Here is a 26430-nt window from a genome sequence, read left to right as displayed (position 1 = left end):
TTTGGTGGTGACATAGTATGACTATCCCTTTAAACATGTAGTCCAACAAAAAAATAAAAAAATTTAAAACTACATGTATAGATTTTTGGAATGTGTCCCATACTGTTAAAGGATACACTTAATCATCGAAATTGATGAGGAGGATGCAGAATGAGTAGTTCAAGTTCAACACCAGTAGACAATGAATCTCAGGAAAGTCCGCCACAGCTGAATAAGGTGAATACTTCACATATCTTATGAAGTAGGTAATGAGAGAATACTCTGTGTTACTGAATCTTAGGATGAAGTAGAAACCGCAACTGTACAATCAAATAGAAGGTATAAGTGTCCAAAAGACCCGGAATTTTTCTGGGTCTTTTTCTATTTTTAGTTGATTTTGTAAATGCAACTGTTATACTCTGAGTATGACAGTTTCACGCTATGGTTTTTTAAGGAATGCGAATTTAGCAAATATATAGTGCAAAGACCTCATCTAACATATAAGCCGTTTGTAACACTTTTTATTGCTAAGGAGGGACTTTTATGAAAAAGCTATTTGTTTTATGCTGTATCGCACTATTATTAGTTGCCTGTTCACAAAAAGAAGAGGAAACAAAGGCGGACAAGAAGAAGGAGGGGCAAGTGATGAATGAACAACTAATCGGGAAATGGGCAGGCGACATTGAAATTCCAAATGCATCGCTACCAGTTATTGTAGATTTACAAAAAGAGGGTGGAACTTTATCTGTTCCAGCACAAGGTTTAAGCAACTACCCATTTAAAAGTGTAACGTATGATGGGAATGAAGTACAAATTATCATTAACTTAAATGGTTCGTTTATTGAAGTGAAGGGATTATTAAAAGACGACCAAATTGAAGCAACATTTAATCAAAATGGTGGGAAATTCCGCCTGCTATTAAAACCTTACGAAGAACAGCCTTCTGAGCCAGTTTCCTATGAAACATTTTCAGTTCCTGTAAAGGATGGCGATTTAACTGTCGCACTGCAAAAAAGTAATAAGGAGCCATCACCTGTCGTTCTCATTATTGCAGGCTCTGGACCGACCGATAAAGATGGAAATTCTGCAATTGCTGGGAAAAATAATAGCTTGAAAATGCTTGCTGAAGGATTGGCGCAAGAGGGCATTGCAAGTGTGCGATATGATAAAAGAGGCATAGGAGATAATACGAATTTGTTAACAAAAGAAGATGATATCTCCGTCGATTTATATGTTGATGATGCTGTTCAAGTCCTCAATGCACTGACTGCAAATAAAGCTTTCTCAAGCGTCCATATTATTGGTCACAGTGAAGGCTCGTTAATAGGCATGCTTGCTGCACAAAAAGCGAGCGTGGAATCATTTGTGTCAATAGCAGGTGCAGGCAGAGCTGCAGATGAATTGTTGCTAGAGCAAATAACTGGTCAATTAACACCTACTCTAACTGCTGAAGCAACAACTATTCTTGCAGCACTCAAAAAAGGTGAGCAAGTAAAAAATATCTCTCCTGAGCTACAACCATTATTTAGGGCTTCAGTGCAGCCATATATGATTTCCTGGCTAAAATATAATCCAGCTATGGAGCTACAAAAATTAACAAGTCGCGCATTAATTGTTCAAGGTACGAATGATATTCAAGTAAAGGCTACTGATGCAGAAGCGTTAAAGCATGGAAATAAAAAAGCAGAGCTAATTTATATGGATGGCATGAATCATATTTTAAAAAACGCACCAGAAAATCGACAAGGGAATCTAGCTACATATGCAGACCCAACATTACCGTTACATCCAAACTTACTACCGACGATTCAAAAATTTATCGCAAATAACTAGTAGAAAATGCAAATTTGCAGAAGCTTAAATATGTTATTAGTCGTTACCGTTCACGCAAAAACGTCGTCGATCGCAACCATATTGGGGGAATTTTTATAGTGGATACCATGATCTGTTTGATTATTATGATTCCATTTTTAATCTTTGCAATTGTTTTATCGCGAGGCAAAGGTGCATTTTTAATAGCAGGTTATAACACGATGAAAGAAAGTAAAAAAGAGATCTATAATGAAAAAGCGCTGGCTAAATTTATGGGAAAGATTATGTATGGTTACTCTTTCTGTATACTATTATGGGCACTCGATGGGGTATTCAAAACGGAATGGCTCTTTATTGTTAGTGTCGTTCTATTTATAGGGCTCACTGTTTTTACGCTTCTATATGCGAACTCGGCGAATCGCTTTAAAAAGTAAAGCATGGGAAACGGTACAACGTAAGTCGGAACTTTTATTACCTAATAGTTCGACTTACGTTGAGTATTGTTTTAGTATTTATTTACAACAACTGTTTCTCAAAACAAATGCATTCATGTACTCTTGCATAGCGAACTCTTATCATCTCTTTTTCCTCCCTACATAGTGCGCAAAGGCTTGAACAGGATAGAGCTCAGGTGTTTCGGATATAAATGTCTGCTCAATTTCATTTTCACCTTCTTGTAATAATTGATGGCCAACACCCATTTTTTGATAGTCAGGATGAACAGCAATATGCCCAATCATTCCTCCTAATCCTTCACCTCTCGAACAAACAGTTTGCGGTTGCAACTCGTATTCAATATCTAATAGTCCTGTGCTGAAGAACATAGTCAAAATAAGCAGTATTTAAAAAGGATAATACCCTACATCGAATCTACCCTATTTTGTCTTCTATTTGAAAATGTCTTATTTCCATAAGGTATGATCCTAAATATTTTTTGGGAATTTGTAACAAAAACATAATTATTTCTTTTAATTTACCTTTCAACTATTAAATTTCTCACTGCTACAATCATTTTCTTATGGTATTTTGGATAAGAAAAATAAAAATTTTCCATTTAATTTTTGTGGAGGGAAAGGTTTTGGACATAATTAAAAAGGTTTTATGGCAAAATACGATAAGGAACCAGCTTCGAAGAGGGCATATCGTGATTATTTTTATCATGAGTTTATGTATTTTTATTCCGACAATCTTTAATGAATATCAGCAAACGATTAACCATCAAAAAGAAGAAATGACCAATTACTTAGATGCTCAAACGTACTTTGTTGAAAGCTGGTTAATGGAGCGTTCTGAAGATATACATACAATAACAAATTTAACTTTTGTCAAAGACTATCAATATGAACAAACGCAGGCATTTTTTCAAGAATATAAAAAACAAACAGTTTTTACTGATTTAGTCTTTGTAAACAAAGAAGGAATAGTACAATTCGATACAGTGAACGAAAATCAACAGAATGGGATTGGCATCGATGTGAAAAATCGTGCATATTTTCAAATAGCTAAAAGAACGAAACAGCAATATATTACAGATGTATTAATTAGTAAAGTAACAAAAGAGCCAATCATTGCTTTCGCATCTCCAATATTAGATGAGCAGCAACAATTTAATGGTGTAGTTTTTGGTACTGTAAATTTTAAAACAGTTGATTTGCTCTTAAATGAATCAAGAGTGGGCTTTCAGGGTCATGCTTATATAGTCAATCAGGATGGGACATTATTGACTGAATTAGGTCCCAATAAGAAAGAAGCTGCTGCAATTATTCCAAATATATTGTCACAAAACAATAACATTGAAGAACGAATATTAACGATAGCTCAAGCCAATCAAGCTCAATCACCTATCAATTTCTATAAGGATGCAAAAGGAGAATGGGTGTTGGCAAAAAGTAAGCCAATTAATCAAGGGAAATGGTACTTTATTTCTGAAGTCAATCTGTTGGAAGCATATACACCTTTAATCAAACGCTTTGGCTTATTAGCAATTTGTATTTTATTTGGTACATTTTTAACTATTAAAGTTATGTTAATGATAACGAAAAAAATAGAAGAGCCGATTCAACAATTACTTAAAGGTGTTGATAAGGTTGAACAAGGATACTATGATTATCAAATTAATGAAAAACAGTTAGCACCGTATGCCAAAGAGTTTCAAGAGCTTTGTACATCCTTTAATGAGATGAGCGCGAAAGTGAAAGAAGATACAATATTACTTAGAGAGTTATCGGTTACTTGCCAACTAACGAAACTATATAATCGGCGTTATTTAATTGAGCAAGGTGAGCTTGTTTTTCAAGAATGTAAAAGCCATAAGCATCATTGTTCCTGTATAGCGATTGATATCGATTTCTTCAAAAATGTTAATGATACATATGGGCATCTAGTTGGGGATGAGGTATTAAAGCATGTAGCAAAGATTATTAAAGAATCCGTACGAATAAAAGATATTACAACGAGATATGGTGGAGAGGAATTTGTAATATTATCTCCAGCAACGACATTGGATAGTGCTGTAAAAATAGCTGAACGAATAAGAAAGAATGTTGAAGAATGTCCTTTTACTATAGGTGAGCAGTTTATTCCGATGACAGTGAGTGTGGGCATTGCAGAATTTGCAAATGATAAGGACATTTCGACTTTTTACGATTTAATTGATAAGGCAGACCAGGCGCTTTACATTGCTAAGGAAAGTGGTCGGAATATGTTAAGAGCGTATGATGGTATAAATAACTTTGTGATACGGTAACATTTTAAATCTTATTTTTTCACAATAGTGAATATGAACGTGTAGTAATTGTAAAAATGGTCATACTAACATGGATTCACTTATGAAGTCTATATTGATGAGGAGGATGTAAAATGAGTAGGCCTGAACAACTAGACCCGAAATCTCAAAAAATCCACCGTAACTGGACAAGGATTAAGCGTTCAAAATCTCAAGTAAATGGTGAAACGGAGATAACTCTTCATAACCGTATCTTGAGAAGTGAAGCGAAAGCCCGACAGTTCTAATCATGCTAGAAGCAATAAGTGTTATCAAGCTCAGATAGTATATCTGAGCTTTTAGCTTGTCGACAAAAGGGATTAAGAATAGAAATCTTAATCCCTTTTGTAATTTTTTTTGTAAAAAGGGGTTCTTACTTTCCTCTTGCCATACTCTTCGGCATCCCTTCCCAATGAAGCTGTTCGCCTTAATTATAGTAGACGGCTAGTAATACATATAAAGTTGCTTGGAGTGGAGGGCGGGCGACTCCTGCTCAGAACGCACAGAACGTAAGACGCAACAAGCCGCACGTTAGCGAGGGTTGCTGCTTACGGTGTGCCCGCGGAAAGCGCCCGCCTGGAGTGGAAATCAACGATCTAAAACGCAAAACCTTGTTAAAAAAGGTTTTGCGTTTTTAGTGTCAGCTATGAGCTTTCCCACTGTCGATACATTTTAGCTTTTTCCCCTTTTGAAGGTTGTAACATAAAATTTCTCTGTCAGTATGCTTGCTCAGTTGATTGGAGCGAAAGGCGGGCGACTCCTGCTCAGAACGCACAATACGTAAGACGCAACAAGCCGCGCGCTAGCGAGGGTTGCGGCTTACGATGTGCCCGCGGAAAGCGCCCGCCTGTAGCGAATTATCCGCAGTAGTCCTCACCTAGATTAGTTTTAAATAAAAAAAGACTATAGACAAATTCGAAAAACTTCGAGTTTGTCTACAGTCTGCAAGCTCAGATAGTATATCTGGGCTTATTTGCATGTTATTAATTAAAACAAATAATATCCAAGTAACAATTTATAGTAAAATATAATAAATAAGGGAATAGGAGGGAGAAGGAAATGAACAATCCAATTACCATTCGTGTGGCACATTTTGCTGATGCACAAAAAATGCTTGAAATACAACGTGAAGTTTTAGCAGAAGATTTATTTTTAATAACAACAACTGAGGAATTTCAACAAACTATTGAAGGACAGCAATCGTGGATCCAGACGAAATTAGCAAATGACCATGAAATAATTTTCGTAGCAGAACATCATAATGAGGTCATAGGGTGGCTTGCATTTCAATCACCGAATCGAAAATGTCTAGCTCATACTGGCAGTTTTGGCATGATGATACAAAAAAATCACAGAGGGCAGGGAATTGGTAAACGGCTAATAGAGGCATTACTGACATGGGCAGTTGCCAATCCAGCAATTGAAAAAGTATGCTTAGGCGTGTTTTCAACAAATGTAGGCGCCATTGCGCTTTATCAAAAAATGGGTTTTATTGAAGAAGGTAGGAAGATTAACGAAATTAAAGTAAGGGACGGTGAGTATGTTGATGATGTGTTAATGTATAAAATGGTTTAAGTTGTAGGCGCAATTCTATAAAAAGATTAAGTAAAGAGAGGGAGTTTATGAAAATATATCATTTCTCAAAGGATTGTGGCAATGCAATTGTCAATTACGACTCTTTTCATTCATCTTATACTAAAATATTGAAAACTGTAGAGCCAACGAATATTGGTTTTATATACATAGAAGCGGGTGGTGAAGTTGGATTACATGAAGCACCAGTTCCACAGCTATTCATTGTTACTCAGGGAGAAGGATGGGTTTATGGTAAAGAGAGGAAAAAATTACTTGTAAAACAAGGAGATGGGGTTTATTGGAAAGAGGGGCAGGAGCATGCATCGGGAAGTGACACAGGGTTAACAGCCCTCGTTATTCAATCTATACAAATTGATTTGCCTGTATAAAGGAAGGGCAAATAACGGGGTGCAAGTGACTCCGTTATTTTTTTGCTAACGCAAGCTCTAATCTTATTGTTCTTAAAATATGCCCATCAAACAAATCATCGAATTCTTCTACTTGCTGAAAGCCTTTTGCCTTGTAGAAGTGTCCTCCAATTGTATTGTCCTTCTCCACGCATACAGTCAATGAAGTGATATCCTGTATTTTTTCAATTCCACATTCTAATAGAGCTGAGCCAATACCATTGTTTTGGGCTTCAGGAAGTAAATAAATAGCGAAAAGCTCTGCTTGTCCATTGTTATTAACAGCTGAAAAGTTCGCAAAGCCAACAAGTGATTCACCGAATTCAGCAACTAAAAATAGGCTATTTTGAAGACGTGTGAATAAACGTTTTCCGCTATAGGCAACTTCGAGAAAGCGCTCCTGAATTTGCATCGGTATGATTCCATCATATGTTGCAAACCAACTTGTCTTGGCAATTTCCTGCACAAAAGAGATGTCATCTTCCGTCATTTGTCGTATAATGAGTGTCAACACTTATCACCTACAATTTCAATAATTTCTAATTATTGTAACATTTTAATTGATAAAAGGGGATGGATGAATGGAAGTTTTGGAAAAAGCATTTGGTTATATTACGAGGGAATGGGAGGGGCGAATCCAAGTGCTTGTATTTGAACAAAATACCCTCGGAGCTGGTATCCAAATTCCAAAAGGGACAGTTGAAGACGGAGAAACGCCTTTAGAAGCAGTACTACGAGAAATGGTAGAGGAAACGGGTTTAACAAATTTGAAAGTAAAAGGCTTAATTGCTCAAGATTATGCCGAACATTATTCTGGAGCCATACATAAACGTTATTTTTACCATTTACTATCAAATGAGTCACGTCCTACATGGCAACACAACCCGACAGGATTAAATGAAGGTAACTTACGATTTACATTTTACTGGATTGAAGAAAACGATAATGTTGTATTAGCAAAAGGACATGGCGATTATTTATATCGGGTATTAAAAAATCCTTTATGTTAAATAAAGGGTGATTATCATAAAGACAAGGAAGCTACTCATTTGAGATGGAAGGAGTAAAAACTTTGACGATTTATTATGAAGAGTTTGGAAACAAAAATGCGCCACTTATCGTGTTTTTACATGGGGGAGGTGTCAGTGGATGGATGTGGGAAAAACAAATAGAATACTTTGCACAACACTATCATTGTTTAGTCCCTGATTTACCTGGACATGGGAAAAATAGCGAAAATACATATTTTTCAATGAAACAAGCTGCAGAGCAAGTAATTGACCTAATAGAAAAGGTATCTAATAATCGAAACATAACAATTATCGGTTTTTCCTTAGGGGCGCAAATAATTGTGCAATTGCTAAGTATGAGACCAAATTTAGTTGATCGTGCAATTATATATAGTGCTTTAGTAAGGCCTATGCCTAGTTTAAAAAAATGGATTGCTCCAGCGATAAAACTCACTTCTCCTCTTATTTCAAATCGAACATTTTCAAAAATTCAAGCTAAGTCACTTTATATTCCTCAAGAAAACTTTACGCAATATTATGAAGATAGTTGCCGTATGTCTCAACAGACGTTGATATCTGTCCTAACAGAAAATATGTCATTCTTAATACCAGAAAATTTTAAATACGTAAAAACGTCCATGCTTGTGTTGGTTGGGGATAAAGAAAAATCAATGATGAAAAAATCCGCGAACGACTTAGTGAAAAGCAACGCTAACTGTAAAGGAATGGTCGTAGCCGATATTGGACATGGTATTTCCTTTGCGAATCCAGCACTGTTTAATGAAATTATTGATAATTGGCTTAGTGCCAGTCACTCAAACAATTCTGAATTTTTTTCAGGCTGTTAAATTTTGAATAACAAATTAAAAACCCACTTCATTCCTACGGCATATACTGTGGCCGCAGAAGCGAAGTGGGTTTGTTTGAAGTGCCAGTCACCCGAACAATTCTGAATATTTATGCTTTAGCAGCAAATTCTAATGCTTGGGCAAAGTCGGCAATTAGATCATCAACATGCTCTAATCCTACTGAAAATCGTAATAGGCCATCTGTAATTCCACGTTTTGAACGTTCTTCAGGCTCCATCGCTGCATGGCTCATTTTAGCTGGGTAGGAGAGAATGGATTCTACACCACCGAGAGATACTGCAAAAACAGGGATTTTCATAGCTTCCACTAATGCTTTTGCTGCGGCATAGTTTGGTAGGCGGAAAGACAATACTGCACCTGGACTTGTACATTGGCTATGATGGATATCGTAACCAGGATGTGAAGCAAGACCTGGATAATACACTTGTTCCACAACTGGGTTCGATTCTAAAAACTGTGCAATCTTTTGTGCGGATGCCGTAGAACGACTAAAGCGCACATCCGTAGTTTTCATGTTTTGCAGTAATGTGAAGCAATCTTGCACACCTAATATATTGCCAAAAGAATTTTGGATAAAGTAAAGGTCGTTTCCTAATTGCTCATCGGCTGTAACTGTTAGACCAGCAATAATATCAGAGTGACCAGATAAAAATTTCGTAGCACTATGAATGACTACGTCTACCCCTAAATCAAGAGGACGTTGGTGTAAAGGCGTCATAAACGTATTATCTAAAAATGTTAAACATTGATATTGTTTAGCTAACGCAACTACCCCACGAATGTCAGTAATCCCGAGTGTTGGATTTGATGGTGTTTCCATATAAAGAAGCTTAGTTGCAGGTGTAATCGCTGCTTCAATCGCCGCTAAATCAGAGAAATCAACGAATGTATGAGAAATCCCAAAACGAGGTAATACTTTCGAAACAAAGCGATATGTGCCACCATAGACATCTTCAGTAATAACGATGTGGTCACCTTGAGATAATAACATTAATGCTGCGGAAACAGCCGCAATTCCTGAAGAGAAGGCGTGTGCTCGAACGCCACCTTCAAGCTCTGCAACAGCTTTTTCTAATGCATCGCGCGTCGGGTTACCAGAACGTGCATAGTCATACTCCCCGAACTCATCGATGCTCTCTTGATGAAACGTAGAGGATACATACATTGGCACATTTACTGCACCTTTTTTATTTTCATAGCCATCACGCACACCAGCGTGGATCAGCGCTGTTTCAATATGTTGCTTCATGTTTTATGCCTCTTTTCTCAGCGTATCAAAAACTTGTTTTAAATCTGCAATTAAATCTTCAACTTCTTCAATACCAACAGAGAAGCGTAATAAACGATCGCAAACGCCGCGTTCTACACGCTCTTCGTAAGGCATATCTGCATGTGTTTGTGTCGCAGGATATGTGATAAAGCTCTCAACGCCACCAAGGCTTTCTGCAAAAATTATTAACTTTAAGTTACGAAGGAATGGATCAACCCATTCAGGCTTTTGCAGTCGGAATGACAGCATACCACCTTTGCCCGTATAAAGTACGTCTGTTACAAGTTCTTCTTCTTCTAAATAAGCAGCGATTGCTTTCGCATTTGCATCATGCTGTTTTAAGCGAAGATGCAATGTTTTTAAACCACGAATTAATAACCACGAATCCATCGCACCTAATACCATTCCGCTACCATTATGAATATAGCCGATACGTTCTGATAGCTCAGCGCCTTTAGCGACAACTAAACCAGCTAAAACGTCATTATGGCCCCCAATATACTTAGTAGCAGAATGGAACACAATATCTGCACCTAGTTCGATTGGTCGCTGGAAATATGGCGTGTAAAAAGTATTATCAACGATTAACAAAGCACCGTGTTTATGTGCAAGTTCAGCGTATACTTTGAGATCGAATTCCTGCATAAGTGGATTTGTTGGTGTTTCGATAAAGAGGGCACGAGTATTTTCGTTGATTAAGGCCTCTACTTGCTCAACAGTCTCAAATTTCGAATAGATTGGTTTAATATTGTATGTTTCTTTAAAAAAGTTAAAAAGTCGATATGTACCACCATACAAATCATCTGGTACGATTAATTCATCTCCTGGCTTGAACAGAGACATAATGAGTTGAATCGCAGCCATACCTGAACTACAGGCAAAGCCAGCGTCGCCACCTTCTAAATCCGCAATGCCTTCCTCTAAAATGGCACGTGTTGGATTTTTTGTACGTGCATAGTCAAAGCCAGTAGATTCACCGATGCCTGCATGTTTATATGCGGTCGATAAATGAATGGGAGGGCTGACAGCGCCAGTTGTTGGATCACTTAAATTTCCTAGCTGTACAAGTTTTGTTTCAATCGTTCTATTGTTTGTCATGTCGTCACTCTTTTCTTCATCATTGATATAGAAAGAGCCCCCTAAGGCCTCAATTTCTTCATAGAATAATTTGATTAGTATCTTCAAGATTCTCTATAATTGTTACCAATTTAACATGTATAGTACAGAAGGACAAGATGATTTCAGAAAATTACATAGATTATTGAAATTAAAGCATGTAGGAATAGTAGGGGATTAATTTCCGAGCGTGGAACGGTAAGCACATTCAAAAAGGCTATAGAGTATTCGTATTGAACGAATTGCTCTATAGCCTTGTCCATTATGCTTGTTGTTTTTTTAATAAATCTCGAATTTCTTTAAGAAGTTCCTCTTTTGGATCAAGCTCTGGAGTCGGCTCCTCCACAGCAGCTTCCTCTTTTTTTCTTGTGAATTTGGTCATCAGACGCAATGCTAAGAAAATAGCGAAAGCAATAATTAAAAAGTCAATGATAGACTGTAAAAATACACCTAGCTTGACTTGGGCTGTACCTGAGCCAAACATAAAGCTTTTTGTTAAATCAATGCCACCCGTTAAAACACCGACTAATGGCATAATAATATTTTCTACTAAAGAGGTAACAATTTTACCGAAAGCACCACCAATTACGACTGCAATCGCTAAATCAATTATGTTACCTTTCATCGCAAATTCCTTAAAGTCTTTCCACATAAAATAAATCCTCCTACTATTATCCAATAAAACAATCGCTTTGTATTTTACTATATTGGCCTCATTATAACAAAGTAAAAATATAAAAAGAAAAAATCCACAACATAAAACGGTAAATTTGGTAATATGGAAGTAGACAAAGAATGATTAGGTGTGACATATGGCGAAAAAAAAACAAAAGAAACCACTGCTATCACCAACTGTAAAGATGGGGATGATAGCATTATTAATTCCCGTAGCGATTACTGTCTATGTACTCGCCTTTTTTGCGTGGAAGGAACTTCAAACATTACCTATCTTTGAAAAACTCGCACAACAACAAGAAATTGAAGAAATACAGCAAAATTTTGATATGAATATTCCCGAACAATATATCCCCGTATACGTTGCTGCTGAAGAAAAATATGGGGTGCCTTGGACATTGTTAGCTGCCCATCATCGCATTGAAACGCGATTTTCCACTATGAAATCGCTTGTATCGCCAGCTGGCGCTATAGGTCATATGCAATTTATGCCTTGCACGTTTGTTGGCTGGAAGCACCCAACTTGCTCTGGACTGGGCAAGGGCAATATTTCAAAGACAGAGTTAATGGATCCAGCTATTATAAAAAAATACGGTGGCTATGGAGTAGACGGAAACGGTGATGGAGTTGCCGATCCATATGATATAGAAGATGCAGTGTTTAGTGCAGCCAATTATTTATCAAAATATGGCGCGGCTAAAGGCGATGTAAAACGGGCAGTTTTTAATTATAATCATAGTGAAGAATACGTCAGCAATGTGTTATATTACTATAATTTATATAATGATTACCATGATGAATTAAAAACAGCAGTTCTTTTGAACGCAAAAAAATAGCGGAGTAAATTTACATACTAAAGAAAACATCTGCCATAGCGGATGTCTGAAAACGAAAGTGTTAGATTGAACGTAGTCAATCTAACACTTTTTTCTTTATTATTGCATTAAAGTTTCGATAGGATAAAGCGTAAACAGCTCAAGCAAGGAACAATGCAGCGTACGAAAAGGCATCGCATGATTTCACATGAGAATAGAACAAAACAAAAAATAAAAAACTATTGACATTTTTCTGAATAATTAATATCATCTTTATAAGTTTACTTGGTATTAAAGTAAAGATGTACTTAGTTAGTAAATCCACGTAAATTAATAAACCAATAACAATAGAACTTTTCGTTACGAAAAGCTGACTAGTAAAAACTAGAGGCCCTTAAGTATTTATTTACTTAAGGGTTTTATTTTGTTCAAAAGTAAAGGAGGCAAGCAAGTGAGTGAACGAGCACTCGTAATTGAACATTTGAATAAAATTTTTACAACGCAGAGTGAGCAGATTGCGGCATTACAAGACGTCGATTTGCATGTGAAGCAAGGAGAATTTATGACTGTCATTGGGCCAAGTGGCTGTGGAAAAAGCACGCTGCTGAAAATTATAGCTGGGCTTGATGTAGACTACGTCGGGAAAGTTGAACTAAATGGTCAGCCTATAAAAGGACCAACTTTAGAAAAAGGCTTTATTTTTCAAGAGCCGCGATTATTTCCTTGGTTAACGGTAGAAAAAAATATTGCGGGCGACCAATCTTTAAAAGACCCTCAAGTGCGTGAACGTGTAAATAGGCTTATTCAGTTAGTAAAGCTTGAAGGATTTGAAAAAGCTTACCCTAAAGAGCTTTCAGGTGGCATGGCACAGCGTGTATCAATTGCGCGAGCATTACTACGAAATCCTGCCATTTTATTACTAGATGAACCTTTTGGCGCTTTGGATGCATTTACACGTTCACATATGCAAGAAGTATTGTTAAATATTTGGGAAACAAATAAAACGACAATGATTTTTGTGACACATGATTTAGATGAAGCTGTGTTTTTAGGACAACGAGTAGTAGTAATGAATCCAAGACCAGGTCACATTAAATCTGTATTACCGATTGAGTTAGCTTTTCCAAGAAAGCGTTCATCACACGGATTCCAGGAGATGCGGCGAGCAGTGTTAAATGAATTTGAAAAGGTCGAAGAAGAATCTTACACGGTAGGTGCTGGAATTTAAAAGGGGATGAATGAAGATGAGAAAACAAGTGACAATATTGGCGTTATTTTTAGCGCTCATTGTTTTTATTATAGGTTGTGCACAGGATGAAACAACTTCAAAAGATTCGCAAGCTTCAGAAGATGTAGTAGTCAAAATTGGTGTTCAAGGAAGTGGTGGCCTATTCGGTAAGGCACAAGAAGAGAAGTTATTTGAAAAGGCATTTGCAAAATACGGAGCAACAGTTGAATGGGTCGAGTTTCAAAGTGGTCCTCCTATGACTGAGGCAATTGCGTCGAATAAATTAGACTTTGCTGGGCTTGGCAATATGCCAATTATTGCTGCCCAGGCTGCTGGTATTCCATTTACTGTGATTTCACAAGTGCTAGAAGGTAAGAAAAATGTTGGTGTTGTGGTGAACTCAGCAAGTGGCATTACAAGCTTGCATGATTTAGTTGGCAAAAAGGTTGCAGTTGGCAAAGGGACGAACGCATATGACTTTTTATTACGCGGGCTCTTTAAAGAGGGGATTGATCCAGAAAAACTTGAAATAATTAATCTAAATCCAGACGAGGCACAGGCTGCGTTTGATGCAAAAAGTGTGGATGCGTGGGCAGTTTGGGAACCGTATTTAACGATCAATACTTTATCTGGGAAAGGCACAATTATCGCAGATGGGGAAAAGCTTAATCTTTTGTCACCATCCTATCAAATTGTTCGTACTTCATTTGCCGAGAAACACCCAGATTTAGTAGTTGCTTTTTTACAGACATATGATGAGCTGTTGCAATGGGAGTTAGAGCATGAAGAAGAAGCAGTGAATCGTTATGCTAAAGAACGGAATTTGCCAGTTGCATTAATGGAAGAGACGCGAAAACGTGCACGTGGCATCAGTATTCCAGTTAGTGAGGAAGTTATTGCAGAGCACCAAAGAACGGCAGATTTCCAATTTAAAATAGGAACCATTCGAAAAGAAATTAATGTCAGTGATGTATTCGATAATCAATATATTGAAAAAGCATTAAAGTAATGATTAGGGGTTGACGGGATGGAATCGATAATTGAAAAAAATATGCAAGTACGACGTAAAAAACAACGATTGAAATCGCACGTACAGCTTCGAACACTACTATTGGGATCGATTTTACCCATTGGACTTCTCATTATATGGGAAGTTGCTGGTCGCAACGCGTATTTAAATCCGTTGTTACTATCGATGCCATCTGACATTTTACTTGAATTCATCTATTTAGTGCAGCATGGGCACTTGTTAGGGCATTTACAAATTTCAACTTGGCGTGCATTAAGTGGATTTGTTTTAGGAGGAGGGCTAGGGTTGCTAGCTGGAATTGTAGTAGGCTTTTCATATTTGTCCGAAAAGCTACTTAATCCATCCATTCAAATGCTACGAATGTTACCACATTTAGCGATTGCCCCATTATTTATATTGTGGTTTGGTTTTGGGGAAACATCGAAGCTGTTGTTAATAGCGAAAGGATCTTTTTTCCCGCTTTACGTAAATACGTTTCTAGGTCTTCGTTCGATGGATCGGAAGTTATTTGAAGTGGCACATGTACTGCAATTTAATAAATGGCATTTATTGACGAAGGTTATTATTCCATCAGCCCTTCCGAACATCTTTTTAGGACTTCGATTATCGCTAGGTATTGCATGGCTTGGATTGGTTGTAGCTGAGATGATGGGCTCGACGTCGGGGATTGGGTTTCTCATTAATGATGCACGTGCAATGGCGATGATTTCAACAGTGTTCGTAGGAATTATTATTTTTGCTGCACTTGGGAAAATATCAGATTCACTTATTCTATGGATTGAACGTAAATGTTTACGTTGGCAGCAAAATTTTAAAGGAGGTTGAATGGATGGCAGTTGTAAACAACGAACAAATCTATGTAAAGAAACAGAAGCGTCCATTGAATTGGATGGATTTAATTTATCCATGGATTGTCCCTTTACTCGTCATCCTTCTATGGCAAGCCATTGGAAGTTTCGGTTTTGTCGAAGAACAAATCCTCCCAACGCCCATAAAAATTATAGCAACTTTTGTAACATTACTTGGAAATGGAGAACTTTTCTATCACTTCATTATCAGTGGGCAGCGTGTGTTAGGAGGATTTATTGTTGGGGCTGGAACAGGTATTTTACTTGGTATTTTGACGGGCTTTAGTCGTTTCGCGCAAGAGGTGATTGATCCAAGTTTGCAAATGCTTCGGACAGTACCGTTACTTGCATTAATTCCATTATTTATATTGTGGTTTGGTTTGGGTGAATTTGGGAAAGTGCTAATGATTGCACTCGGGGCATTTTTTCCCGTTTATGTAAATTTCTTTTTAGGGATTCGGTCAGTCGATCAAAAGTTGATTGAGGTTTCAAAAATATTGCAGTTTTCGTTTTGGAAAACTATAACGAAGGTTGTTATGCCATCAGCACTTCCAAATATTTTACTAGGTTTACGATTAGCACTAGGCACTTCATGGTTAGTACTTGTTGTTAGCGAAATGATGGGAACAAGTGCAGGGCTTGGCTATATGATTCAAGATGCACGCGCATACGCGCAAACAGACATCGTATTTGTTGGACTTTTGATGTTTGCAATGTTAGGGAAATGTTCAGATTCACTCGTCTATGCGATAGAACGCAAATGTTTAAGATGGCGAGATACTTTTAAAGGATAAGAGGGATAAATTATGGTGAAAAGAAATGGACAATTGCGATTAGGGGCTTTTATTTATTATAGTGGCCATCATAGTGCAAGCTGGAGACACCCTGAAGCACGCAGTAGCGAAATATTTTCAGTAGATTTATATAAGGATTTAGCACAGACAGCAGAGCGTGGGAAATTTGATATGATGTTTTTAGCAGACTTATTATATGCAATCAATGTTGAGAAGGCAGCCTCTGGTATGCTTGATCCTGTTACACTTCTGTCAGCCATTTCAACTTCTACAACAAAATTGGGACTAACAGCGACTGTTTCTACGACGTATAATCAGCCTTATAATGTAGCGCGACGCTATGCAACTTTAGACCATATAAGTAAAGGTCGAGCTGCTTGGAACATTGTAACTTCTCAACTGGATATGGAAGCACATAATTACGGCAAAGAGAAGCATCCTGAACATGCGCTCCGTTATGAGATGGCTGAAGAATTTGTAGATCTAGTTACAGCGTTATGGGATAGCTGGGATGATGATGCCATTGCATTAGATAAAGAGAATGGAATATTTGCACATGCGCAGAAAGTAAAAGAAATTAATTACCAAGGTCGGTGGTATAGCTCGAAAGGACCGTTAAATGTACCCCGTCCCCCTCAAGGTTATCCAGTACTGGTAGTAGCAGGTTCATCTGAAGCGGGCAAAGAGTTTGCTGCGAAAACAGGTGAAGTAGTGTTTACTGCACAGCAGTCTCTTGAAGCAGCTAAACAATTTTATCGTAGTATTCATGAAAAATTAGCTGCACATGGACGACATGAAAATAGTATAAAAATTATGCCAGGGATTTCGCCAATTGTTGCACTAACAGAAGAAGAGGCTTGGGCAAAACATGAGAGCTTGCAAAAACTAATTACAGTAGAAGATGCGGTTACAGCGGTTGCTGGCTTTATTGGCTTTGACCTATCCAGCTACGATCCACATGGACCTTTACCAGAAAACTTACCCGATGTAGCGGCAGCTTCGAATGGAATGAAAAGTCGTGTCCAATTATTTATCGATACTGCAAGGGCAGGGAACTTATCAATTGTAGAATTAGGTCGTAAAATGCTTGGAGCACGTGGACATTTGCAATTTGTCGGCACACCTGAGCAGTTGGCAGATTTATTGGAGCTTTGGTTTAATGAGTATGCCTGTGATGGTTTTAATATTATGCCGCCTGTATTGCCAGTTGGGTTGGATGATTTTGTAAATTTAGTCATTCCAGTGCTGCAGCAGAGGGGGCTATTTCGTAAAGAATATGAAGGGAACACGTTGCGTGAGCATTTAGGTTTAGAGCGACCATCTTATCATCATTTTAAAAAGCTCCAATCAATTTAACCATTGCTAACTTTTTCAATGGGCATAAAAAGTTGCTTATAAGTACAAAAAGAGCTATCTAAAAAGATAGCTCTTTTGTACATATTTAGGCGGCTTTACGCATACCCTTTAAAATAAGACTGACAATGAAGATAAGTACGATTGCACCTATTAATGCTGGGAATACATAAAAATCACTGACTCTCCAACCCCAATTTCCTAAAACCATACTACCTATCCAAGAACCGACAATCCCGGCAATAATATTACCAATAATGCCTCCAGGAACATCTTTTCCTAATATGACGCCAGCTAACCAGCCTAAAATTCCTCCGATGATTAAATACCAAATGAAACTGATCATAATTATTCATCTCCTCAAAGTTAAGATATAATGGCATTACTTAGTTATATCCTTTTTGAGTTTAATTAAACCTAAATCAGCTCCATTTTTTATTAATTCACAAGTTATTTCACAACGGTTGCACCTAGCGTATTTTCAAAATGACGTAAAGCCCATTGATGACCAGCTGCGTCAAAGCTAGCGACAGCATTTGCATAAATAACTGTAGAAATGCCCAAATTATAAGCATCTACAGCAGTATGCAAAATGCAAATATCCGTGCAAACACCAACTAAATGAATTTCCTCTATGCCACGTTCTTTTAGTAAGATGGCTAAATTTGTTCCTGCAAATGCACTATAGCGTGTTTTATCGAGCCAAATTACTTCTTCTTTGTGCAAGTCATAAACTTTACCAACATGACCATATAGATTGCGCCCAAGCGTGCCCCTTATATTATGAGGAGGAAAAAGCTTCGTTTCGGGATGGAACGGATCATTTTCTTCATGTAAGTCATTAGCAAAGACCACTAAATTTTTGTCAGCAAGAAATTGCTCAATTAATGTCGCAATAGGCGTATCTAGTAATTGTCCTGGTTCTCCACATGTTAGTTTGCCTTCTGTCGCTACAAAATCATTTGTATAATCAATGACGAGTAATGCTTTTTTCAAAATTTTTCTCCACTCCTTTAGGCATGATTTCACTCTTTATCATGCCATATTTGGTTTTGGTTGTCAGAAAAATAGTTATATTTTAATATTAAGAATAATTTGAAAATTGATGAATGAGCGCGTATAATGTGAAAAAAGGAGAGGTGATAGATTATGAATATGACTGCTATGAAACGTTTAGATCGCCAAGGATTCTTAATCGCTGCGTTACATTTAGTGGTGGTGTTAAACTTAGCTGCGGAGTTTTTATTTGCCTCGTAATTAAAAATACAATAGAAAGGTGAGAACAATGCTTGACCTATACTAAAACAACCGTGAAGGCAATTTCGTCGTAGTCCACGGTTGTTTTTTGTTGTCTATATTTTGTAATGCTAGAATGCAAGAACATTTAAAAGCCCCTAGTAAATTTAAATATGAAAGAGAAAAGGGATTTATCTTAAAAAGGTGAATTTTTCTTTCTACTGTCAAATATATAAAGCATATGGAGGGATTTAATGACGACAAGATTTCAACAAGCTTTCAATGGACTAGAGCGACCATTTGCCTGGCTTGACTTTGATGCACTAGATGAAAATATTAAATATGTTCAACAAGCATGTGGGCAAAAAAAAATACGCATTGCCACAAAATCAATTCGTTCGGTGGAGGTACTGCAATATGTACAGCAAAACCTTTCGAATGTAGTAGGCCTCATGACTTTTACTGCAGCAGAAACATTATTTTTACTTGAACAGCATTTTGATGATGTGCTACTTGGCTATCCCGTTATGGAAGAAATAGCAGTTCGACAGCTTTTACAGTTTGTAAAAGAAGGAAGAACGGTCACATTTATGGTTGATAGACACGAACATATAGCGTTTCTACAGAAAATTGGGTCGGAGCTAGATATTAAAGTATCCATATGTATCGATATCAATTTGTCGACCGATTTTAAAGTGCTCTATTTTGGAACAAAACGTTCTTCTCTTCATTCACTTGAGTTAATAACACCTTTCTTATTATATATAAAAGAGCAATCGCATATAGAAGTGGTAGGTGTCATGGGCTATGAAGCGCAAATTGCTGGTGTAGGCAATCGACCTGAAAATGCTATAAAAGGTAGATTAATAGATTTAATGCAATCACAAGCAAAAAAGCAAGTCACACAGTTTCGTAGATTAGCTATTGCGCATATTAAGGCATATTTTCCGAAATTACGTTTTGTTAATGGTGGTGGGACAGGCAGTATGACGTATACGGCTAAGCAAAAGGAAGTTACGGAAATCACAGTTGGTTCAGCATTTTATGCACCTGCACTGTTTGATCAGTTTTCTCATTTACAGCTTGGCAAAGCAGCAGGCTTTGCACTTCGTGTTACGCGAAAACCAGCACAGCATATTGTGGTTTGCCATGGTGGGGGCTATCCAGCATCGGGAGCGATAGCTACAGATCGATATCCAGCATTTTATGAGCCTGCTTATTATTCGTTTCTCGGTTTAGAAGGAGCAGGAGAGGTGCAAACCCCTATTAAGGTGGAGGGCAAAACAATCTCAATTGGTGACACGATTTATTTTCGTCATGCAAAAGCAGGTGAGCTGTGTGAAAGATTTCAAGCACTCCATGTAATAAGGGGAGATAAATACGTAGGTAGCTTTGCAACATATAGGGGGGACGGTCAATGTTTTCTATAGAGAAGTGGAAAAGTGGAGAAAAATGGACGAATTGGGCGGGTAATATTATTTCGTATCCAAGTGAGAAGTATTTGCCTCGTTCTATAGAAGAAGTAGTCAACGTAGTGAAGCATGCACGAGATGCTAAGAAAACGATTCGAGTAACTGGTGCGGCTCATTCTTTTAGTGCTGTTGCCATGCCTGAGCATATTGCACTTTCATTACATAATATGCGGGGGCTTATTTCAATTGATGCGGACAAACAAGAGGCAACATTATGGGCAGGAACATATTTATATGAAATCGGTCCACAGCTTGCCTCACATGGTTTTGGTCTAATCAATATGGGTGATATTCAAGAGCAAACAATCGCAGGTGCAGTATCAACAGGTACACATGGGACAGGTGTTACGTTAGGCTCGCTCTCATCGGCAGTGACACGCTGGTGCTTTGTCGATGGCAATGGAACATATCACGAACATAATAGAGGTGCTGATGATTTATCGGAAACGCTCCATGTCTCACTCGGCATGCTTGGTGTTCTTGTAAAAGTAACAATAAAAGTGGTACCGCTATATAGCTTACATTATATTGGGGCTAGGGACACATTAACAAATGGGCTTGAGACATTCGCAAAAGATATTCGACAGCATCGTCATGTGGAATGGTTTTACTTTCCTGGCAGTGAGACGATTCAAATTAAACGAATGAATGCACTGGCTCCTGTGTATCAGAGTCAATGGAGTAAATACGTAGAAAATATAAAACTACAAATAGTAGAAAATGGTGCGTTTTTTGCTATTTCTGAACTATGTAAATGGAAGCCATCCTTAAGCAGTACGATGAGCAAATTAGCAGCTGCAAATGTAGTGGAGGCTGAGAAGATTGGTATAAGCTATGAAATTTTTCCTTCTCCTCGAAGTGTAAAATTTCAAGAGAGTGAGTACGCAATAGCATTACCACAATTTGAAGCATGTATGGAAGAGATTCATGCAACGTTTAAAAAAGGACATTTGAATGTGCACTTTCCATTGGAATGTCGAACAACAGCTGGTGAATCTGGTTATTTAAGCCCTACTCAGGGACAGGAATCAGCTTTTATTGCATTTCATATGTATAAAGGCATGTCGGAAGAGCCTTATTTTAAATGGGTGCATATGCTTATGCAAAAATATCAAGGACGGCCACATTGGGGAAAACAAAGTCATTTGACTGCCTCACATGTTCATGCATTGTATCCAAATGTAGATAAATTTTTAGCAATCCGTGCACAATACGATCCTGAAAAAGTATTTTTCACACATTACCTAGAGCAATTATTCGTATTGTAAAATTCTGAATTTCGGAAATTTAGGTGCCAAACATAATGGAAAACAATAAGTACTTTTACAAATAATTCATTCTGAATGTTGTTTATAATAAAAAAATTAAAATTTGAACGAAATGTCAAAATATTTATCAATTCGAGATAAAAGTGATGCTTAATCAGCATGTAAACGATTTCATATTTCGCAGAGTATTTGAATTTTTTAAACAATTCAAAAAACACTGTTGACTTAGCCTAGTTATTCGTACTATGATAACAACAATTTAATACGTTCGTTACAACAATTAGCTGCCGAAAAGGCGTGATGCTAGGTAAAAACAAAATAGACAGAACATTTTGTATATAACAACGAACATAGCAATAAATGAGGGGCGTTTAATATGAGAAGTGACATGATTAAAGTAGGCGTAGATCGTGCGCCACATCGAAGTCTTTTATATGCAACAGGCAAAGTAAAAGCAAAAGATTTAGGAAAACCATTTATTGGGGTTTGTAACTCTTATATTGACATTATTCCAGGTCATGTTCATTTACGTACATTTGCTGATGTAGTGAAAGAAGCAATAATTGAAGCGGGTGGTATTCCATTCGAATTTAATACAATCGGTGTTGATGATGGTATTGCAATGGGGCATATTGGTATGCGCTACTCCTTACCTAGCCGTGAAATTATTGCAGATTCAGCAGAAACAGTTATTAATGCACACTGGTTTGATGGAGTATTTTACATTCCAAACTGTGACAAAATCACACCAGGGATGTTAATGGCAGCGGTCCGTACAAACGTACCATCGATTTTTGTATCTGGTGGTCCAATGGAGGCGGGAACATCTGCTACAGGAAAACAGCTTTCTTTAACTTCAGTATTTGAAGGTGTAGGGGCTCATAAATCAGGTAACATGTCAGCTGAAGAGCTGTTAGATATTGAAAATAATGCATGTCCAACATGTGGCTCATGTTCAGGGATGTTCACAGCGAACTCTATGAACTGTTTAATGGAAATGCTAGGTGTAGCACTTCCAGGCAACGGTACGATTGTAGCCACTTCTGAGGAGCGTCATAAACTTATTAAGGAAGCGGCTAAACAGTTAGTGCGAATGGTTAAAGAAGACATTAAGCCGCGTGACATTATTACGAAAGAAGCAATTGACGATGCATTTGCACTAGATATGGCTATGGGTGGTTCTACAAATACGGTGCTTCATACATTAGCAATTGCAAATGAAGCAGAAATTGACTATAACATCGAAGATATTAATAAAGTTGCAGAGCGTGTACCTTATTTAGCGAAAATTATGCCAGCTTCAGATGTTTCAATGGATGATATTAATAAAGCTGGTGGCGTAAGTGCCATTATTAATGAATTAACATCTATTCCAGGTGCAATTCATCCGAATCGTCCTACTGTTGCAGGTGTAACAATGGGTGAACTAGTAAAAGATTATCAGATTACGAATGATCAAGTTATTCGTACAAAAGACAATCCATATAGTCCTGTCGGTGGTTTATCAGTATTATTTGGCAATATCGCACCCGATGGCTCTGTTATTAAAGTTGGTGCTGTAGATCCTTCTATTAAAGTATTTACAGGAGAAGCCATTGTCTTTGAATCACAAGAAGCAGCGCAAGAAAATATTGATAACGGTACTGTTAAGGAAGGCCATGTAGTCGTCATTCGTTATGAAGGACCAAAAGGTGGCCCAGGGATGCCAGAAATGTTAGCACCAACATCAGCGATTCAAGGTCGTGGTCTTGGTACCAAGGTGGCGTTAATTACTGATGGTCGTTTCTCAGGTGCATCTCGCGGTATTTCAATAGGCCATATTTCACCAGAAGCAGCAGAAGGCGGTCCTATCGCTTTAGTTGAAAATGGTGACATTATTACAATTGATTTACCGAATCGTACAATCAATTTAGAAGTTTCCGATGAAGTATTAGCAGAACGCCGAGCGAAACTGCCCGTTTTTGAACCGAAAATTAAACGTGGCTGGTTAGCAAGGTATTCAAAATTAGTAACAAGCGCCTCAACTGGCGGCGTAATGAAAATTTAGTACTAAAAAAATAAGTTAAAACGTTGATGAGGTTAAAGGTTCTAGAGCCTTGTATCTACCAGAGAGCCGGTCGTGCTGGAAGCCGGCGATACAACTAGATCCGACATCCCCTCGGAGTGAACTATTAAACGCGTAATCGCCATTAGATAGTTCCGGGCATAATCGAAGTGCTCGTTATTAATGAATAAATGATTTATGACACCGTATTGAATGTGAGGTTACTTGCATGGTCCATAAATGCTTTCATTTATTCGCGAGGTAGCAATTTTTATTGCTATAAACAAGGGTGGTACCATGAAAAGTCTTTTTCATCCCTACGCAAGGTAGTTATTTGCGTTCGGAGAAAAAGGCTTTTTATTTTTTTTCAAAAAGAACAATAAATTACGTTTTCCAGCATCAATTTCTCAACCTTTTCAACGTTAAATCATTAAAGTGTTCATTAACTAGAACAGGTAGTCGTATGCTGTTGTGAATCGAAAGACAAGAAGGAGGCATATTTTGATGAGTGTGAATATTTCAATTAATGAAAAAGAACAATTGGCGTCAGAGGAAGTAGAACAAACTTTTCAAGCGAAAGACGGTGCAGACGTTTTAGTCCAAGCGCTACATGATCAAGGTGTAGAGATAATTTTTGGATATCCAGGTGGGGCAGTACTTCAAATTTACGATGCAATGTACAAAAACCCAATTCGTCATATTTTAACTCGTCACGAGCAAGGTGCCATTCACGCAGCTGAAGGCTATGCACGTGTATCGAATAAACCAGGAGTTGTTATTGCAACAAGTGGGCCAGGTGCAACGAACTTAGTAACAGGCATTGCAGATGCAATGATTGATTCGATTCCACTAGTTGTTTTTACAGGACAGGTAGCGACATCTGTTATTGGGACAGATGCATTCCAAGAGGCAGATATTATGGGCATTACAACACCTATTACAAAGCATAACTATCAAGTACAGGATGTTAATGACATTCCACGCATCGTGAAAGAAGCTTTCCATATTGCCAATACTGGCCGTAAAGGACCAGTTGTTGTGGATTTCCCGAAAAACGTCTCTCAAATGCTGTTTGATGTCGATAATCCACCGAAAGAACCAGAAGAAATCTATTTACCAGGCTATCAGCCAACATATAAGCCGAACTATTTACAAATTCAAAAGGCGATTCAAGCCATTTCATTAGCAAAAAATCCAGTAATTTTAGCAGGCGCAGGTGTTCTATTTGCTGATGCACGTGAAGAATTAACAACATTCGCAGAGAAGTATCGAATTCCAGTGGCCAATACTTTATTAGGGCTAGGCTCGATCCATGGTGACCACGAATTATTCATTGGTATGGCAGGGATGCATGGGACGGTCACAGCGAATATCGCGATTACAAAATCTGATTTACTTCTAAATATCGGTGCTCGCTTTGATGACCGTTTGACAGGGAATTTAGCAACATTTGCACCGAACGCGACAATTGTCCATATCGATATTGATCCCGCTGAAATCGGTAAAAACGTACCAACGGATATTCCAATCGTTGCGGATGCGAAAGAGGCGTTAAAGTCATTATTGAAAAAAGACTTTGATGGTCCAGATACTGCGCAATGGCTAGAATTTTTGAACAATCATGCAAATGAATATCCGCTTTGGTATACAAAAGAGGCTGGTGACTCAGAAGTTTTACCGCAGGAAGCGCTAGAGCTTGTGCATAAAATTACTGAAGGGGATGCCATTGTAACGACGGATGTCGGTCAGCATCAAATGTGGGCTGCACAATATTACCGCTTGAACAATGATCATGGATGGGTAACGTCTGGTGGACTTGGTACGATGGGCTTCGGCTTCCCAGCCGCAATTGGAGCCCAGTTTGCGAAGCCAGACAAAAAAGTTGTTTCGATTGTAGGCGATGCAGGATTCCAAATGACTGCACAAGAGCTTTCCTTATTACAAGAATTCAACTTACCAGTAAAAATTGTGATTTTAAATAACAGCTGTTTAGGAATGGTTCGCCAATGGCAACAAACTTTCTATGAAGAGCGTTATTCATCTTCACTTATGCCGATCCAGCCAGACTTTGTTAAATTAGCGGATGCATACGGCATTAAAGGCTATCGCATTAACACAATTGATGAAGCGGAAAGTATTTTCCGTGAGGCCCTTCTTAATGACGAGCCAGCGTTAATCGATTGCCGTGTAAAACAGCTTGAATGTGTATATCCAATGGTTGCACCAGGTAAAGGGTTACATGAAATGATTGGGGTGAAAAAGAATTGAAACGAGTAATTACCGTAACAGTGATTAATCAAAGTGGTGTACTAAACCGTGTAACAGGTTTACTTATGAAGCGTCAATTCAATATCGAATCGATCACAGTTGGTCATACAGAACAGCCAAACTTCTCTAAAATGACGTTTGTTGTAAACGTAGAAGATGAGCGGAAAATTGAACAACTTGTGAAGCAACTATCGAAGCAAATTGATGTGTTAAAGGTCAATGACATTACAGATAAATCTATCGTGCTTCGTGAGCTAGCGCTTGTGAAGGTTATTTCACCACCAAATTTACGTCTGGAAATGAACTCAATAGTTGAACCGTTCCGTCCACAAATTATTGATACAGCGAAAAACGTTGTGACATATCAAGTAGTAGGACATCCAGAAAAAATTGATGCCTTTATTGAGCTTATTCGCCCATATGGCATTAAAGAATTAACACGTACGGGTGCAACAGCATCTGTTCGTGAAACACAAAAAATCATGAATACACAGCTCTCTATTTTAAAATAGTTTGCATATAAAATGGAAACTTGTGATTTGAAATACTGAAAAAGTAGTAATCATCACAAGCAAAAAAATAAACCCACTATTAGGA

Annotated in this window: 25 protein-coding genes and 1 pseudogene; 19 read left to right on the top strand and 7 right to left on the bottom strand. The window is 37.8% G+C overall.

Annotated elements, in window-relative coordinates:
* The first annotated feature begins 522 nt into the window (after positions 1-522).
* A complete protein-coding gene (locus FH508_RS14320) occupies positions 523-1812 on the top strand; it encodes an alpha/beta hydrolase (RefSeq protein ID WP_173478948.1) in 1290 nt (429 codons plus the stop codon).
* Positions 1813-1919: 107 nt separating this feature from the next.
* On the top strand, positions 1920-2225 hold the full coding sequence (locus FH508_RS14315; RefSeq protein ID WP_217270316.1) for a DUF3784 domain-containing protein: 306 nt from the start codon (positions 1920-1922) through the stop codon (positions 2223-2225).
* 82 nt (positions 2226-2307) lie between these two features.
* Here FH508_RS14315 and FH508_RS14310 read toward each other — a convergent pair.
* A pseudogene (locus FH508_RS14310) lies at positions 2308-2661 on the bottom strand (GNAT family N-acetyltransferase).
* A gap of 208 nt (positions 2662-2869) precedes the next feature.
* Here FH508_RS14310 and FH508_RS14305 point away from each other — a divergent pair.
* The 4 genes from FH508_RS14305 (at position 2870) to FH508_RS14290 (ending at position 6519) form a co-directional block, all read left to right on the top strand.
* Positions 2870-4537 carry a sensor domain-containing diguanylate cyclase gene (locus FH508_RS14305; RefSeq protein ID WP_173478946.1) on the top strand — a complete coding sequence of 556 codons (1668 nt, stop codon included), beginning with the start codon at positions 2870-2872 and terminating at the stop codon, positions 4535-4537.
* A gap of 113 nt (positions 4538-4650) precedes the next feature.
* Positions 4651-4803 carry a YpzG family protein gene (locus FH508_RS14300; RefSeq protein ID WP_069513162.1) on the top strand — a complete coding sequence of 51 codons (153 nt, stop codon included), beginning with the start codon at positions 4651-4653 and terminating at the stop codon, positions 4801-4803.
* 811 nt (positions 4804-5614) lie between these two features.
* Positions 5615-6130, top strand: a complete 516-nt coding sequence (locus FH508_RS14295; protein ID WP_173478945.1) for a GNAT family N-acetyltransferase — start codon at positions 5615-5617, stop codon at positions 6128-6130.
* Positions 6131-6177: 47 nt separating this feature from the next.
* Positions 6178-6519 carry a cupin domain-containing protein gene (locus FH508_RS14290; protein ID WP_173478944.1) on the top strand — a complete coding sequence of 114 codons (342 nt, stop codon included), beginning with the start codon at positions 6178-6180 and terminating at the stop codon, positions 6517-6519.
* A 34-nt stretch (positions 6520-6553) separates the two neighbouring features.
* Here the strand turns inward: FH508_RS14290 and FH508_RS14285 are convergent, their stop codons facing one another.
* Positions 6554-7051 carry a GNAT family N-acetyltransferase gene (locus tag FH508_RS14285; protein ID WP_370635640.1) on the bottom strand — a complete coding sequence of 166 codons (498 nt, stop codon included), beginning with the start codon at positions 7049-7051 and terminating at the stop codon, positions 6554-6556.
* Between the two features lie 67 nt (positions 7052-7118).
* Here FH508_RS14285 and FH508_RS14280 point away from each other — a divergent pair, with 67 nt between their 5' ends.
* Both FH508_RS14280 and FH508_RS14275 read left to right on the top strand, forming a co-directional pair.
* On the top strand, positions 7119-7547 hold the full coding sequence (locus tag FH508_RS14280) for an NUDIX hydrolase (RefSeq protein ID WP_173478942.1): 429 nt from the start codon (positions 7119-7121) through the stop codon (positions 7545-7547).
* Positions 7548-7609: 62 nt separating this feature from the next.
* Positions 7610-8395, top strand: coding sequence for an alpha/beta fold hydrolase (locus FH508_RS14275; RefSeq protein WP_173478941.1), 786 nt, complete (start codon positions 7610-7612; stop codon positions 8393-8395).
* 109 nt (positions 8396-8504) lie between these two features.
* Here the strand turns inward: FH508_RS14275 and FH508_RS14270 are convergent, their stop codons facing one another.
* From FH508_RS14270 to mscL, 3 genes are all read right to left on the bottom strand, one after another.
* Positions 8505-9665, bottom strand: a complete 1161-nt coding sequence (locus FH508_RS14270; RefSeq protein ID WP_173478940.1) for an aminotransferase class I/II-fold pyridoxal phosphate-dependent enzyme — start codon at positions 9663-9665, stop codon at positions 8505-8507.
* 3 nt (positions 9666-9668) lie between these two features.
* Complete coding sequence (locus tag FH508_RS14265; protein WP_173478939.1) at positions 9669-10784, bottom strand: methionine biosynthesis PLP-dependent protein; 1116 nt, start codon at positions 10782-10784, stop codon at positions 9669-9671.
* A 280-nt stretch (positions 10785-11064) separates the two neighbouring features.
* On the bottom strand, positions 11065-11454 hold the full coding sequence (mscL, locus tag FH508_RS14260) for a large conductance mechanosensitive channel protein MscL (RefSeq protein ID WP_173478938.1): 390 nt from the start codon (positions 11452-11454) through the stop codon (positions 11065-11067).
* Between the two features lie 160 nt (positions 11455-11614).
* Here mscL and FH508_RS14255 point away from each other — a divergent pair, with 160 nt between their 5' ends.
* The 6 genes from FH508_RS14255 (at position 11615) to FH508_RS14230 (ending at position 17548) form a co-directional block, all read left to right on the top strand.
* Positions 11615-12313: a lytic transglycosylase domain-containing protein gene (locus tag FH508_RS14255; RefSeq protein ID WP_173478937.1), complete on the top strand. Its 699-nt coding sequence runs from the start codon at positions 11615-11617 to the stop codon at positions 12311-12313.
* 430 nt (positions 12314-12743) lie between these two features.
* Positions 12744-13520, top strand: a complete 777-nt coding sequence (locus FH508_RS14250; protein ID WP_173478936.1) for an ABC transporter ATP-binding protein — start codon at positions 12744-12746, stop codon at positions 13518-13520.
* A gap of 16 nt (positions 13521-13536) precedes the next feature.
* The gene (locus tag FH508_RS14245; RefSeq protein WP_173478935.1) at positions 13537-14529 is read left to right on the top strand and encodes an aliphatic sulfonate ABC transporter substrate-binding protein; all 993 of its coding nucleotides are present in this window, start codon (positions 13537-13539) and stop codon (positions 14527-14529) included.
* A gap of 18 nt (positions 14530-14547) precedes the next feature.
* A complete protein-coding gene (locus FH508_RS14240; protein WP_173478934.1) occupies positions 14548-15375 on the top strand; it encodes an ABC transporter permease in 828 nt (275 codons plus the stop codon).
* A 4-nt stretch (positions 15376-15379) separates the two neighbouring features.
* Positions 15380-16192 carry an ABC transporter permease gene (locus FH508_RS14235; RefSeq protein WP_173478933.1) on the top strand — a complete coding sequence of 271 codons (813 nt, stop codon included), beginning with the start codon at positions 15380-15382 and terminating at the stop codon, positions 16190-16192.
* Between the two features lie 12 nt (positions 16193-16204).
* On the top strand, positions 16205-17548 hold the full coding sequence (locus FH508_RS14230) for an LLM class flavin-dependent oxidoreductase (protein ID WP_173478932.1): 1344 nt from the start codon (positions 16205-16207) through the stop codon (positions 17546-17548).
* An 85-nt stretch (positions 17549-17633) separates the two neighbouring features.
* On the opposite strand, the gene FH508_RS14225 is transcribed toward FH508_RS14230, so the two are convergent.
* Positions 17634-17891, bottom strand: coding sequence for a GlsB/YeaQ/YmgE family stress response membrane protein (locus tag FH508_RS14225; RefSeq protein WP_173478931.1), 258 nt, complete (start codon positions 17889-17891; stop codon positions 17634-17636).
* Between the two features lie 104 nt (positions 17892-17995).
* A complete protein-coding gene (locus tag FH508_RS14220; RefSeq protein ID WP_173478930.1) occupies positions 17996-18541 on the bottom strand; it encodes a cysteine hydrolase family protein in 546 nt (181 codons plus the stop codon).
* Between the two features lie 494 nt (positions 18542-19035).
* On the opposite strand from FH508_RS14220, the gene FH508_RS14215 reads away from it, so the two are divergent.
* From FH508_RS14215 to ilvN, 5 genes are all read left to right on the top strand, one after another.
* Positions 19036-20211: an amino acid deaminase/aldolase gene (locus FH508_RS14215; RefSeq protein ID WP_173478929.1), complete on the top strand. Its 1176-nt coding sequence runs from the start codon at positions 19036-19038 to the stop codon at positions 20209-20211.
* Positions 20199-21521 (top strand): D-arabinono-1,4-lactone oxidase, encoded by a 1323-nt coding sequence (locus FH508_RS14210; protein WP_173478928.1) that lies wholly within the window; start codon positions 20199-20201, stop codon positions 21519-21521. Before FH508_RS14215 ends, FH508_RS14210 begins: the two co-directional genes overlap by 13 nt.
* A 376-nt stretch (positions 21522-21897) precedes the next feature.
* Entirely contained in the window at positions 21898-23568 is a 1671-nt protein-coding gene (gene ilvD, locus FH508_RS14205) for a dihydroxy-acid dehydratase (RefSeq protein WP_173478927.1), read from the top strand.
* Between the two features lie 501 nt (positions 23569-24069).
* Positions 24070-25833, top strand: coding sequence for a biosynthetic-type acetolactate synthase large subunit (gene ilvB / locus FH508_RS14200; RefSeq protein ID WP_173478926.1), 1764 nt, complete (start codon positions 24070-24072; stop codon positions 25831-25833).
* A complete protein-coding gene (ilvN, locus tag FH508_RS14195; protein ID WP_173478925.1) occupies positions 25830-26345 on the top strand; it encodes an acetolactate synthase small subunit in 516 nt (171 codons plus the stop codon). Before ilvB ends, ilvN begins: the two co-directional genes overlap by 4 nt.
* The last annotated feature ends 85 nt before the right edge of the window (positions 26346-26430 follow it).

The sequence above is a fragment of the Lysinibacillus sp. CD3-6 genome (assembly GCF_006351725.2).
Classification (GTDB): domain Bacteria; phylum Bacillota; class Bacilli; order Bacillales_A; family Planococcaceae; genus Lysinibacillus.
This window is presented reverse-complemented; position numbering and strand designations above follow the sequence as displayed.